Source organism: Streptomyces violaceoruber, from assembly GCF_033406955.1.
GTDB classification, from domain to species: domain Bacteria; phylum Actinomycetota; class Actinomycetes; order Streptomycetales; family Streptomycetaceae; genus Streptomyces; species Streptomyces violaceoruber.
In genome coordinates, this window is record NZ_CP137734.1 from 3459229 (window position 1) to 3472018 (window position 12790).

Here is a 12790-nt window from a genome sequence, read left to right on the forward strand (position 1 = left end):
GGGTGACCGCCCTTCGGTCGTATCAAGCTGCCCGCTTACTGGTTGTACGGACCGTAGTCGTAGTCCTCCAGCGGAACGGCCTGGCCGGAGCCCGTGCCGAACGGCGAGTAGTCGATGTCGTCGTAGCCGACGGCCGAGTACATCGCGGCCTTGGCCTCCTCGGTCGGCTCCACCCGGATGTTGCGGTAGCGGGACAGACCCGTACCGGCCGGGATGAGCTTACCGATGATGACGTTCTCCTTGAGGCCGATGAGGCTGTCGGACTTGGCGTTGATCGCCGCGTCCGTCAGGACTCGGGTCGTCTCCTGGAAGGAGGCGGCCGACAGCCAGGATTCCGTCGCCAGCGAGGCCTTGGTGATACCCATCAGCTGCGGACGACCGGAGGCCGGGTGACCGCCCTCCTGGACCACACGACGGTTCTCGGTCTCGAACTTGGTCCGCTCGACCAGCTCGCCGGGCAGCAGCTCGGCGTCGCCGGACTCGATGATCGTCACGCGGCGCAGCATCTGCCGGATGATGATCTCGATGTGCTTGTCGTGGATCGACACGCCCTGCGAGTTGTAGACCTTCTGGACCTCGCCGACCAGGTGGACCTGGACGGCACGCTGACCCAGGATGCGCAGCACGTCGTGCGGGTTGGTGGCACCCACGGTGAGCTTCTGGCCCACCTCGACGTGGTCGCCCTCGCCCACCAGCAGACGGGCACGCTTCGAGATCGGGAACGCCGTCTCGTCGCTGCCGTCGTCGGGGGTGACGACGATCTTCTTGGTCTTCTCGGTCTCCTCGATCCGGACGCGGCCGGAGGCCTCGGAGATCGGGGCGACACCCTTCGGGGTACGGGCCTCGAAGAGCTCGACGACACGCGGCAGACCCTGCGTGATGTCGTCACCGGCCACACCACCGGTGTGGAAGGTACGCATCGTCAGCTGGGTGCCGGGCTCACCGATGGACTGGGCGGCGATGATGCCGACCGCCTCACCGATGTCGACCAGCTTGCCGGTGGCCAGCGAGCGGCCGTAGCACATGGCGCACGTGCCGACCTGGGACTCACAGGTCAGGATCGAGCGGGTCTTGACCTCCTCGACGCCGTGGGCGACCAGGGCGTCGATCAGGACGTCACCGAGGTCGACGTTGGCCGGCGCGATCACCTTGCCGTCGATGACGACGTCCTCGGCGAGCATGCGGGCGTACACGCTGGTCTCGACGTCCTCGGCCTTGCGCAGCGTGCCGTCCGCGTCGCGCGTGGCGATCGGCAGCTTGAGACCGCGCTCGGTGCCGCAGTCCTCCTCGCGAATGATGACGTCCTGGGAGACGTCGACCAGACGACGCGTGAGGTAACCCGAGTCGGCGGTCCGCAGCGCGGTGTCCGCCAGACCCTTACGGGCACCGTGCGTGGAGATGAAGTACTCCAGCACGGACAGGCCCTCACGGAAGGAGGCCTTGATGGGACGCGGGATCGTCTCGTTCTTCGCGTTCGACACCAGACCGCGCATACCGGCGATCTGACGCATCTGCATCATGTTTCCGCGAGCACCCGAGTTCACCATCATGGAGACCGGGTTGGTCTTCGGGAAGTTGTCGTTCATCGCCTCGGCGACCTCGTTGGTCGCCTTGGTCCAGATCGCGATGAGCTCCTGCGTGCGCTCTTCCTTGGTGATCAGACCGCGCTCGTACTGCTTCTGGACCTTCTCGTCCTGGCCCTCGTAGCCCTTGACGATCTCCTTCTTCGCGTCGGGAACGACGATGTCGGAGATGGCGACGGTGACGCCGGAACGGGTGGCCCAGAAGAAGCCGGCCGCCTTCAGGTTGTCGAGCGTCGCCGCCACGATGACCTTCGGGTAGCGCTCGGCGAGGTCGTTGACGATCTCGGAGAGCTGCTTCTTGCCGACCTCGTAGTCGACGAACGGGTAGTCCTCGGGCAGCAGCTCGTTGAAGAGCGCACGGCCCAGCGTGGTCTTCAGGGTGAAGGTGTCACCCTGCTGCCACTCCGGCTCACCCTCCTCGCGGGCCGGGGGTTCGAAGCCGCGGGGCGGGATGGTTCCCACCGGGAAGCGGATGTCGATCTTCGCCTGAAGCGTCAGGTCTCCGGCGTCGAAGGCCATGATCGCCTCGGCGGAGGAGCCGAAGGCACGGCCCTCGCCCTTGGGGCTGCGCCCCTCGGAGTCGGTGGTGAGGAAGAACAGACCGAGGACCATGTCCTGGGTCGGCATCGTCACCGGACGGCCGTCGGCCGGCTTGAGGATGTTGTTCGAGGACAGCATCAGGATGCGGGCCTCGGCCTGCGCCTCCGCGGACAGCGGCAGGTGCACGGCCATCTGGTCACCGTCGAAGTCCGCGTTGAACGCGGTGCAGACGAGCGGGTGGATCTGGATGGCCTTGCCCTCGACCAGCTGCGGCTCGAAGGCCTGGATGCCGAGGCGGTGCAGCGTCGGCGCACGGTTCAGCAGAACCGGGTGCTCGGCGATGACCTCTTCGAGGACGTCGTACACGACCGTGCGGCCGCGCTCGACCATGCGCTTGGCGCTCTTGATGTTCTGCGCGTGGTTCAGGTCGACCAGGCGCTTCATCACGAACGGCTTGAAGAGCTCCAGCGCCATGGCCTTCGGCAGACCGCACTGGTGCAGCTTCAGCTGCGGACCGACGACGATCACGGAACGCGCGGAGTAGTCCACACGCTTGCCGAGCAGGTTCTGACGGAAGCGGCCCTGCTTGCCCTTGAGCATGTCGGACAGCGACTTCAGCGGACGGTTGCCGGGGCCCGTGACCGGGCGGCCGCGGCGGCCGTTGTCGAAGAGCGCGTCCACGGCCTCCTGGAGCATGCGCTTCTCGTTGTTCACGATGATCTCGGGCGCGCCGAGGTCGAGAAGCCGCTTCAGGCGGTTGTTGCGGTTGATGACGCGGCGGTACAGGTCGTTCAGGTCGGAGGTCGCGAAGCGGCCACCGTCCAGCTGCACCATCGGACGCAGGTCCGGCGGGATGACCGGCACGCAGTCCAGCACCATGCCCTTGGGGCTGTTGCTGGTCTGCAGGAACGCGGAGACGACCTTGAGGCGCTTGAGCGCACGGGTCTTCTTCTGGCCCTTGCCGGTGCGGATGATCTCGCGGAGGCGCTCGGCCTCCTCGTCGAGGTCGAAGGACTCCAGGCGCTTCTGGAGCGCGGCGGCGCCCATCGAGCCGTCGAAGTAGGTGCCGAAGCGGTCGCGCAGCTCGCGGTAGAGCAGCTCGTCGCCCTCCAGGTCCTGGACCTTGAGGTTCTTGAACCGGTTCCACACCTCGTCGAGGCGGTCGATCTCGCGCTGCGCACGGTCGCGCAGCTGCTTCATCTCGCGCTCGGCACCCTCGCGCACCTTGCGGCGCACGTCGGCCTTGGCGCCCTCGGCCTCCAGCTCGGCCAGGTCGGTCTCGAGCTTCTTGGCGCGGGCCTCCAGGTCGGAGTCGCGGCGCTGCTCGATCTGCTGGCGCTCGACGGAGACGTGGGCCTCCAGCGACGGCAGGTCGCGGGTGCGGCGCTCCTCGTCCACGAAGGTGATCATGTACGCGGCGAAGTAGATGACCTTCTCGAGGTCCTTCGGCGCCAGGTCGAGCAGGTAGCCCAGGCGCGACGGGACGCCCTTGAAGTACCAGATGTGGGTGACGGGAGCGGCCAGCTCGATGTGGCCCATCCGCTCACGGCGCACCTTGGCGCGAGTGACCTCGACGCCGCAGCGCTCACAGATGATGCCCTTGAAGCGGACGCGCTTGTACTTGCCGCAGTAGCACTCCCAGTCCCGGGTCGGACCGAAGATCTTCTCGCAGAAGAGTCCGTCCTTCTCGGGCTTGAGGGTGCGGTAGTTGATGGTCTCGGGCTTCTTGACCTCGCCGTGGCTCCACTGACGGATGTCGTCAGCGGTGGCCAGACCGATCCGGAGCTCGTCGAAGAAGTTGACGTCGAGCACTATGCGTCAATCCCTCTCAGGGTTGTAAGTCTGTGGTCTGAAACGGGGGTCGCGGGATCGGCGGGGCCTGTGGAGGACAGGCCCCGCCTGACTCCCGTCAGACCTCTTCGACGCTGCTCGGCTCGCGCCGCGACAGGTCGATGCCGAGCTCCTCCGCTGCGCGGAAGACGTCCTCGTCGGTGTCACGCATCTCGATGGACATGCCGTCCGAGGACAGCACCTCCACGTTGAGGCACAGGGACTGCATCTCCTTGATGAGCACCTTGAAGGACTCGGGGATGCCGGGCTCAGGGATGTTCTCGCCCTTGACGATGGCCTCGTAGACCTTCACGCGGCCGGTCACGTCGTCGGACTTGATGGTCAGCAGCTCCTGGAGGGCGTACGCGGCGCCGTAAGCCTCCAGCGCCCACACCTCCATCTCACCGAAGCGCTGGCCACCGAACTGGGCCTTACCACCCAGCGGCTGCTGGGTGATCATCGAGTACGGGCCGGTCGACCGGGCGTGCAGCTTGTCGTCGACCAGGTGGTGGAGCTTGAGGATGTACATGTAGCCGACCGAGATCGGCTCCGGGAACGGCTCACCGCTGCGGCCGTCGAACAGCCGCGCCTTGCCGGACGGGAGCACCATGCGCTCGCCGTCGCGGTTCGGGATGGTGTGCTGGAGCAGGCCGGCCAGCTCGTCCTCGCGCGCACCGTCGAAGACCGGGGTGGCGACGTTGGTGCCGGGCTCGACCTTGTCGGCGCCGATCACCTGGAGGCGCTGCGCCCACTCCTCCGCGAGGCCGGAGACGTCCCAGCCGCGGCTGGCGAGCCAGCCGAGGTGGATCTCCAGGACCTGTCCCGGGTTCATTCGGGACGGGACACCCAGCGGGTTCAGGATGATGTCGACGGGCGTGCCGTCCTCCAGGAACGGCATGTCCTCGATCGGGTTGATCTTGGAGATGACGCCCTTGTTGCCGTGGCGGCCGGCGAGCTTGTCACCGTCGGTGATCTTGCGCTTCTGCGCCACGTACACGCGCACCAGCTGGTTCACACCGGGGGGAAGCTCGTCGCCCTCCTCGCGGTCGAAGACGCGGACGCCGATGACCTTGCCGATCTCGCCGTGCGGGACCTTCAGCGAGGTGTCGCGGACCTCACGGGCCTTCTCACCGAAGATCGCGCGGAGCAGGCGCTCCTCCGGCGTCAGCTCGGTCTCGCCCTTGGGCGTGACCTTGCCGACGAGGATGTCGCCGGCGACGACCTCGGCACCGATGCGGATGATGCCGCGCTCGTCGAGGTCGGCGAGGACCTCCTCGGAGACGTTCGGGATGTCCCGGGTGATCTCCTCGGGGCCGAGCTTGGTGTCACGGGCGTCGACCTCGTGCTCCTCGATGTGGATCGAGGAGAGGACGTCGTCCTGCACGAGGCGCTGCGACAGGATGATCGCGTCCTCGTAGTTGTGACCCTCCCACGGCATGAACGCGACCAGCAGGTTCTTGCCGAGCGCCATCTCGCCGTTCTCGGTGGCCGGACCGTCGGCCAGGACCTGGCCCTCGATGATCCGGTCGCCCTCGGCGACGATGACCTTCTGGTTGACCGAGGTGCCCTGGTTGGACCGGGAGAACTTGGCCAGGCGGTACGTGATGTACGTGCCGTCGTCGTTGGTCGTGGTGATGTAGTCCGCGGAGACCTCCTGGACCACACCCGCCTTCTCGGCCTTGACCACGTCACCGGCGTCGGCGGCGGAGCGGTACTCCATGCCGGTGCCGACCAGCGGGGACTCGCTCTTGATGAGCGGCACCGCCTGACGCATCATGTTCGCGCCCATGAGGGCACGGTTGGCGTCGTCGTGCTCGAGGAACGGGATCATCGCGGTCGCGACCGACACCATCTGGCGCGGCGAGACGTCCATGTAGTCGACGTCGTCACCGGGGACGTAGTCGACCTCGCCGCCACGACGGCGGACCAGGACGCGGGCCTCGGCGAACCGCATGTCGTCGCCCAGGGCGGCGTTGGCCTGCGCGATGACGAAGCGGTCCTCCTCGTCGGCGGTCAGGTAGTCGACGTCGTCGGTGACCTGGCCCTCGACGACCTTGCGGTACGGCGTCTCGATGAAGCCGAAGGGGTTGATGCGGCCGTACGAGGCGAGCGAGCCGATCAGACCGATGTTCGGGCCTTCGGGCGTCTCGATCGGGCACATGCGGCCGTAGTGCGACGGGTGCACGTCGCGGACCTCGAAGCCGGCCCGCTCACGGGAGAGACCACCCGGGCCGAGGGCGTTCAGACGACGCTTGTGCGTCAGCCCCGACAGCGGGTTGTTCTGGTCCATGAACTGGGACAGCTGGCTGGTGCCGAAGAACTCCTTGATGGAGGCGACGACCGGCCGGATGTTGATCAGGGTCTGCGGCGTGATCGCCTCGACGTCCTGGGTGGTCATGCGCTCGCGCACGACGCGCTCCATACGGGCGAGACCCGTACGGACCTGGTTCTGGATCAGCTCGCCGACGTTGCGGATGCGGCGGTTGCCGAAGTGGTCGATGTCGTCGGTCTCGACGACGATCTCCCGGCCCGACTCGCCGACCGTCTCGGTCTCACCGGCGTGCAGCTTCACCAGGTACTTGATGGTGGCGATGACGTCGTCGGTGGTGAGCACGCCGGCGTCCAGCGGCTCGTCCGCGCCGAGCTTCTTGTTCACCTTGTAGCGGCCGACCTTGGCGAGGTCGTAGCGCTTCGGGTTGAAGTAGAGGTTCTCGAGCAGCGTCTGCGCGGCCTCACGCGTGGGGGGCTCGCCCGGACGCAGCTTGCGGTAGATGTCGAGCAGCGCGTCGTCCTGGCCCTGGGTGTGGTCCTTCTCCAGGGTGGCGCGCATGGACTCGTACTCGCCGAACTCCTCGAGGATCTGCTCGGTGGTCCAGCCGAGGGCCTTGAGGAGGACGGTCACGGACTGCTTGCGCTTGCGGTCGATGCGCACACCGACCATGTCGCGCTTGTCGATCTCCATCTCCAGCCAGGCACCCCGGGACGGGATGATCTTGGCGGAGAAGATGTCCTTGTCGGACGTCTTGTCGATGGAGGAGTCGAAGTAGACACCCGGCGAGCGGACCAGCTGCGACACGACGACACGCTCGGTGCCGTTGATGACGAAGGTGCCCTTGTTGGTCATGAGCGGGAAGTCGCCCATGAAGACCGTCTGGGACTTGATCTCGCCGGTCTCGTTGTTGGTGAACTCGGCGGTGACGAAGAGCGGGGCCGCGTACGTGAAGTCGCGGTCCTTGCACTCGTCGATGCTGTTCTTGGGAGGCTCGAAGCGGTGGTCGCGGAACGTCAGCGACATCGACCCGGAGAAGTCCTCGATCGGCGAGATCTCCTCGAAGATCTCTTCCAGACCGGACTTGGTGGGGACGTCCTGACCGGACTCCAGAGCCGACTCGACGCGAGCCTTCCAGGCGTCGTTGCCGAGGAGCCAGTCGAAGCTCTCGGTTTGCAGCGCCAGGAGGTTCGGAACCTCGAGGGGCTCCTTGATCTTTGCAAAGGAGATGCGCAGCGGGGCGGTGCTGGCAGCGTTGTTCGTATTCGCGGTCGAGGCATTGCGCGAGGCGGCCAAGAGGGGGTCCTTCCGAGGGCTCGGACTCACTACGCGCGTACCGGCCCCTCTTCCGTGCACGGAGACAGGGGGTGCCTGATGTGGCTAAAGAGCCAGGTCAGACATGCTCTGGTCGTCAGTGCTCGGGCGAGGGTAGACCCCTGGTGACGGGCAGGGGGCAGCTAACAGGCAGCGCAAAGGGTCAGTGTAGCCACTTGGCACACTGATGTCCAGTGCGGTTCTCGGGGACCGTGTTCGCTCCTCGTTGTTCTCACCACCTGTGCGGCAAGGCCTCGCCCTCAACGCACCCAGATACTGCCCTCTTCGCCGTCGATCCATGCCTCGGATTCGGATCCTTGTGACGACGCCCTGAGAATTGCGCGCTGCGTGCGGTTCGTCAAGGCCCCCCTTGCCCAAACCGGTTGTCGCCAGGGGGCTCTCAGGGCCCCGGCGACGGCACGACGAAGATCACCCTACTCTTCACCGCCACTCGTGCAAGGCGACCGCCGCCGGACCCCGGATACGCCGAAGAGCGACCACCCGGATGGATGATCGCTCTTCGGTGCTACGGCGTTACAGACCCTGCCGGATCCGTGGTGCCGGTGCGGTCTTACTTGACCTCGACGGAGGCGCCGGCGCCCTTGAGGGACTCGGCGGCCTTCTCGGCGGCGTCCTTGGCGACCTTCTCGAGGACGGGCTTCGGGGCGCCGTCCACGAGGTCCTTGGCCTCCTTGAGACCCAGGGAGGTCAGCTCGCGCACGACCTTGATGACCTGGATCTTCTTGTCGCCGGCACCCGTGAGGATGACGTCGAACTCGTCCTGCTCGGCAGCGGCCTCGACCGGGGCGCCCGGGGCGGCGGGGCCGGCCACGGCGACCGCGGCGGCGGCGGTGACGTCGAACTTCTCCTCGAAGGCCTTCACGAACTCGGAGAGCTCGATGAGGGTCATCTCCTCGAACTGGGCGAGCAGGTCGTCCTGGCTGAGCTTCGCCATGATGGCGGTCCTTCCACTAATTCGGCAGGTGCCGGATGTACGGGGTGTGGCGGGCGTACGTCGGCCCGCTGCGATCCGCGCCGCGCTCAGGCGGCCCGGACCAGAAAGCGAGCCGAGTTACTCGGCACCGCCCTGCTCGTCCTGCTTGGCACGGAGCGCGTCCACGGTGCGGACGAGCTTCGAGGGAAGCGCCTGGAAGAGCTGAGCAGTCTGGGACTGCTTGCCCTTGAAGGCACCCGCCAGCTTGGAGAGCAGAACCTCGCGGGACTCGAGGTCCGCAAGCTTCTTGATCTCGTCGGCGGACATCGCCTTGCCGTCAAGGACACCGCCCTTGATGACGAGATTCGGATTGTCCTTGGCGAAGTCGCGCAGACCCTTCGCCGACTCCACCGGGTCACCGGTGACGAAGGCGACGGCCGTCGGACCAGCGAAGAGCTGGTCGTCGAGCGTGATCCCGGCCTCGTTGGCCGCAATCTTGGTCAGCGTGTTCTTCACCACGGCGTACTGGGCGTTCTCACCGAGCGACCGGCGCAGCGTCTTGAGCTGCGCCACGGTGAGACCGCGGTACTCGGTCAGCACGGCGGCGTTGGAGCTGCGGAACTTGTCCGTCAGCTCGGCAACCGCGGCAGCCTTTTCGGGCGTCGCCATAGAGCCTCGGCCTCCTTCCGGGTGATTCGGACCGCGCGGACCCGAAGGAGGACTGGGGAAAACGAAACGCCCCGGCGCAGGCGCACGGGGCGTGGCTCGACCGATCGTCATCCGCACGGGGCGGGGACTTCCGGGAGCTCATCCACAGTCACCTGCGCGGGTCGTCCGCAGTTCAGCGGATCCTTCGGCCACCGTGTCCTCTTTCGAACACACGGCAACGACCAGCGGTCTTTGGCTTCTGTGGAAGCGTACGTGAACGGGGCAGTGTCAAGCAAATCCGCCCCCGCGGCGACCGGAGCGGGCCGGGCGCGCGGCGCCTCAGCCCTGCTGGCTCTCCTTCATCATCTCGGCCAGGTCGGCGACCTCCCCGGCCGGAGGGGCGGTGACCTTCACGGGCTCGTTGATGCCGAGGAAGGTGATGGTCATGTCCAGCGGGCCCTTCTTGGCGTCGCCGCGCATGCGGAACTGCTTGGTCTGGTCGTCGCCGTCGACCCACATGTCCATCGTGAGCTTGTCGACGCCCATCTTCTCGTACTGCTCGAGGCTCTTCTGCCGCTTGTCCCGGGTGGCCTTGTCCTCGTCCGCGAGGGACTTCTCCAGGTCGGCGAGGGTGACCGTGCCCTTGTAGTGGGTGGTCTTCACGCCCTCGACGGTCTCGGTGCCGACCTTCTCGACGTCCTTGGCCCCGGTGAGGAAGGTGGACTCGGTCGCCGGGTTCTTGTCGGCCTGGGAGGCGCCGCCCAGCTGGTTCAGCTCGTCGCCGGCGCCCATCGCGGCCAGGTCGAACTTGATCCAGCTCTTGCCGTCCATCTCCTTGGCCGCCTCGGGGCCGCCCCCGATGTACATGGCCTTGTCGACGAGCCGGATCTCCGCGGTCCCCTCGGCCCCCTGGTCGAGCGCCGTCATCTTCATGCTCATCGCGAGCGTCGGCTTGATCTGCATCTCGGCCTCGGCCTTGACCCGGCCCTCCTCGGGGACCTTGCCGGTCATGCGGTAGTGGAGGGAGTTGATCTCCTCCGTGTTCTTCGCCGCCTTGGCGACGGCGGCCGCGGGCGTCATCTCCGGGGACTCGGAGGCCTTGTCCTCCTTGGCGCAGCCCACCGCCCCGGCGGCGAGCAGCAGCGCGGCGAGTCCGGCGCCCACGGGCACACGTACGGAAGTCTTCATCGATATCCCCCCACGGGATTCAAGGTGCGCACAGGAGCATGAGGGGCACAGGAGTCGCACCGCCGCTCCACAGCATTCGTTTGTGACAAGGACGCGAGCGTAGCCGAAACGGTTCGAACGATCTTGTGGTTTCTCCGCCGCCCGGGCTTCAGCTTCCCTGTGACGCCAGCAGTTCCTTGAAGTCCGCCGTGTCCGCGGCCGGCGGACGTTCGGCCAGGACCCTGACGCCGTAGTCGCTGTAGTACGCGGTCTGGGTCAGCTCCCCGGTCTCCGTGCGGCCCCGCTCGACCTTCTTGACCAGCAGGTCCCGGTCGTCGACCCAGATGTCGACGCTCTGGGCGGTGGCCCCGCCCATCGTGCCGGACCAGTGCGTGGTGCGCCGGCCGCGCGTCGTCTCCTCGCCCACCCTGCGCACGTCCTGCGCCGACAGCAGCAGCTTCACGGCCTGGTTGGGCGTGGTGTTGCGCATCTGGTCGGCGAATCCGGCGCCCGCGCCGCCGCCGAGGTCCTCCAGGTCCTCGTACACGTACTTGATCCAGTGCCGGCCGCCCACCCGCTCGGCGAACTCGTCGCCCATCCTGGCGTAGTAGGCGTCGGGCAGGTACCGGGCCTCCATCGCGGTGGTGCCGAGGCGGCGCATGGTCTCGGCGGTCGTGCCGCCCGTGTAGGTGATCGTCAGGGTGCCGGTGAGGCCGTCGTCCCAGCCGAGGGCGCCCGCGGCCTCCAGGGACAGCTCGCGGCCCATCACGGTCGTGGACTCCACCCGCGCCGAACCCGCCCGCCCGGTGGCCCGCTCGACCTTCCGCAGGGCATCGGCCGAGGGCCCGGTGAGGGCCGGGGCGCGGGAGGACGCCGGAGCCGAGGCGGACGGGCGGGCCGAGCCGGTGGGGCCGGTGGAATGGCCGGCGTCGTCGGATCCCCCGGGGCCGGTGCACGCGGTGACGCACGCCAGCGCGGCCGACACCGCGACCGAGACGACCGTACGGCGTGCCGTCGTGCCCGTCATCCGCCCACCCCTTGCGCCCCGTACGGCCCCTGCGCCCCATGCGCGGACCCGTTGCCCGCACGCTAACCCAGGGCGCCGGAAAAGGGGACGGGCCAAAAGGGACGGCCAAAGGGGACGGGCCCCGCACCTCGGAAGGTGCGGGGCCCGTGAACCGGTGGGGCGAGCTGCTCGCTCAGACCGCGGCCGGGTCCTCCTCGACGAGGAGGTTGCGGGTGCGGTTGGAGTCGAGCGGGATGCCCGGGCCCATCGTGGTGCTGAGGGCGGCCTTCTTGATGTAGCGGCCCTTGGCGGCGGACGGCTTCAGACGGAGGATCTCCTCCAGCGCCGCGCCGTAGTTCTCCACCAGCTTGGTGTCGTCGAACGACGTCTTGCCGATGATGAAGTGCAGGTTCGAGTGCTTGTCGACGCGGAACTCGATCTTGCCGCCCTTGATGTCGTTGACAGCCTTGGCAACGTCCGGGGTCACGGTGCCGGTCTTGGGGTTCGGCATGAGACCACGGGGACCGAGCACGCGGCCGAGGCGGCCGACCTTGCCCATGAGGTCCGGGGTGGCGACGACGGCGTCGAAGTCCAGACGGCCCTTCGACACCTCGTCGATCAGTTCGTCGGAGCCGACGATGTCGGCGCCCGCGGCGGTCGCGGCCTCGGCACGGTCACCGGTCGCGAAGACCAGGACCCGGGCGGTCTTACCGGTGCCGTGCGGGAGGTTCACGGTGCCACGGACCATCTGGTCGGCCTTGCGCGGGTCGACACCCAGGCGGAAGGCGACCTCGACGGTGCCGTCGAACTTGCTCGTGGAGGTCTCCTTGGCGAGACGGACGGCCTCGAGCGGGGCGTAGAGCTTGTCCCGGTCGATCTTGGCGTCCGCAGCGCGGAGAGACTTGCTGCGCTTGCTCACTACTGCTCCTGGTGGCTTCTGAGGAGTCGTGGTGCGGGCCGAGCAGGCCCTGCCACTACTGCTTTGGTTACGGGGGGTGGAGGTCAGCCCTCGACCGTGACGCCCATGGAACGGGCGGTACCGGCGATGATCTTCTCCGCCTGGTCCAGGTCGTTGGCGTTGAGGTCGGGCATCTTGGTGGTGGCGATCTCACGGACCTGGTCACGCGTGATCTTCGCGACCTTGGTCTTGTGCGGCTCGCCGGAGCCCTTCTCCACGCCCGCGGCCTTGAGGATCATCTTGGCGGCCGGCGGCGTCTTGGTGATGAAGGTGAAGGAGCGGTCCTCGTAGACCGTGATCTCCACCGGGATGACCCAGCCGCGCTGCGACTCGGTCGCGGCGTTGTAGGCCTTGCAGAACTCCATGATGTTGACGCCGTGCTGACCCAGCGCGGGGCCGACCGGCGGAGCCGGGTTCGCGGCACCGGCCTGGATCTGGAGCTTGATGAGCCCCGTGACCTTCTTCTTCTTGGGAGGCATAGCTCTCCGGGTCCTTTCGATTCGGGTCCTGCCCGCGTTCGGGAGCTACCCGGACACAGGCA

The 12790-nt window shown here is 67.4% G+C and carries 8 protein-coding genes; all 8 read right to left on the reverse strand.

Annotated features, from left to right (window positions below; genetic code table 11):
* Positions 1-35 precede the first annotated feature (35 nt).
* Entirely contained in the window at positions 36-3935 is a 3900-nt protein-coding gene (locus tag R2E43_RS15220) for a DNA-directed RNA polymerase subunit beta' (RefSeq protein ID WP_003974308.1), read from the reverse strand.
* A 97-nt stretch (positions 3936-4032) separates the two neighbouring features.
* A complete protein-coding gene (gene rpoB / locus R2E43_RS15225; protein ID WP_003974309.1) occupies positions 4033-7518 on the reverse strand; it encodes a DNA-directed RNA polymerase subunit beta in 3486 nt (1161 codons plus the stop codon).
* A gap of 589 nt (positions 7519-8107) precedes the next feature.
* The gene (gene rplL, locus R2E43_RS15230) at positions 8108-8491 is read right to left on the reverse strand and encodes a 50S ribosomal protein L7/L12 (RefSeq protein WP_003974310.1); all 384 of its coding nucleotides are present in this window, start codon (positions 8489-8491) and stop codon (positions 8108-8110) included.
* A gap of 117 nt (positions 8492-8608) precedes the next feature.
* Positions 8609-9139, reverse strand: a complete 531-nt coding sequence (gene rplJ / locus R2E43_RS15235) for a 50S ribosomal protein L10 (RefSeq protein WP_003974311.1) — start codon at positions 9137-9139, stop codon at positions 8609-8611.
* Between the two features lie 318 nt (positions 9140-9457).
* Positions 9458-10306, reverse strand: a complete 849-nt coding sequence (locus R2E43_RS15240) for a LolA-like protein (RefSeq protein WP_003974312.1) — start codon at positions 10304-10306, stop codon at positions 9458-9460.
* Positions 10307-10454: 148 nt separating this feature from the next.
* Positions 10455-11312: a lipoprotein gene (locus R2E43_RS15245; RefSeq protein ID WP_003974313.1), complete on the reverse strand. Its 858-nt coding sequence runs from the start codon at positions 11310-11312 to the stop codon at positions 10455-10457.
* Positions 11313-11484: 172 nt separating this feature from the next.
* Positions 11485-12210 (reverse strand): 50S ribosomal protein L1, encoded by a 726-nt coding sequence (gene rplA, locus R2E43_RS15250; protein ID WP_003974314.1) that lies wholly within the window; start codon positions 12208-12210, stop codon positions 11485-11487.
* 83 nt (positions 12211-12293) lie between these two features.
* On the reverse strand, positions 12294-12728 hold the full coding sequence (gene rplK, locus R2E43_RS15255; protein ID WP_003974315.1) for a 50S ribosomal protein L11: 435 nt from the start codon (positions 12726-12728) through the stop codon (positions 12294-12296).
* Between the last annotated feature and the right edge of the window lie 62 nt (positions 12729-12790).

Bases quoted from the DNA above. Each gene is read 5' to 3' on its own strand.
- R2E43_RS15245 (WP_003974313.1), bottom strand. From the start codon at position 11,312: ATGACGGGCACGACGGCACGCCGTACGGTCGTCTCGGTCGCGGTGTCG.
- rplL (WP_003974310.1), bottom strand. From the start codon at position 8,491: ATGGCGAAGCTCAGCCAGGACGACCTGCTCGCCCAGTTCGAGGAGATG.
- rplJ (WP_003974311.1), bottom strand. From the start codon at position 9,139: ATGGCGACGCCCGAAAAGGCTGCCGCGGTTGCCGAGCTGACGGACAAG.
- rplK (WP_003974315.1), bottom strand. From the start codon at position 12,728: ATGCCTCCCAAGAAGAAGAAGGTCACGGGGCTCATCAAGCTCCAGATC.
- R2E43_RS15240 (WP_003974312.1), bottom strand. From the start codon at position 10,306: ATGAAGACTTCCGTACGTGTGCCCGTGGGCGCCGGACTCGCCGCGCTG.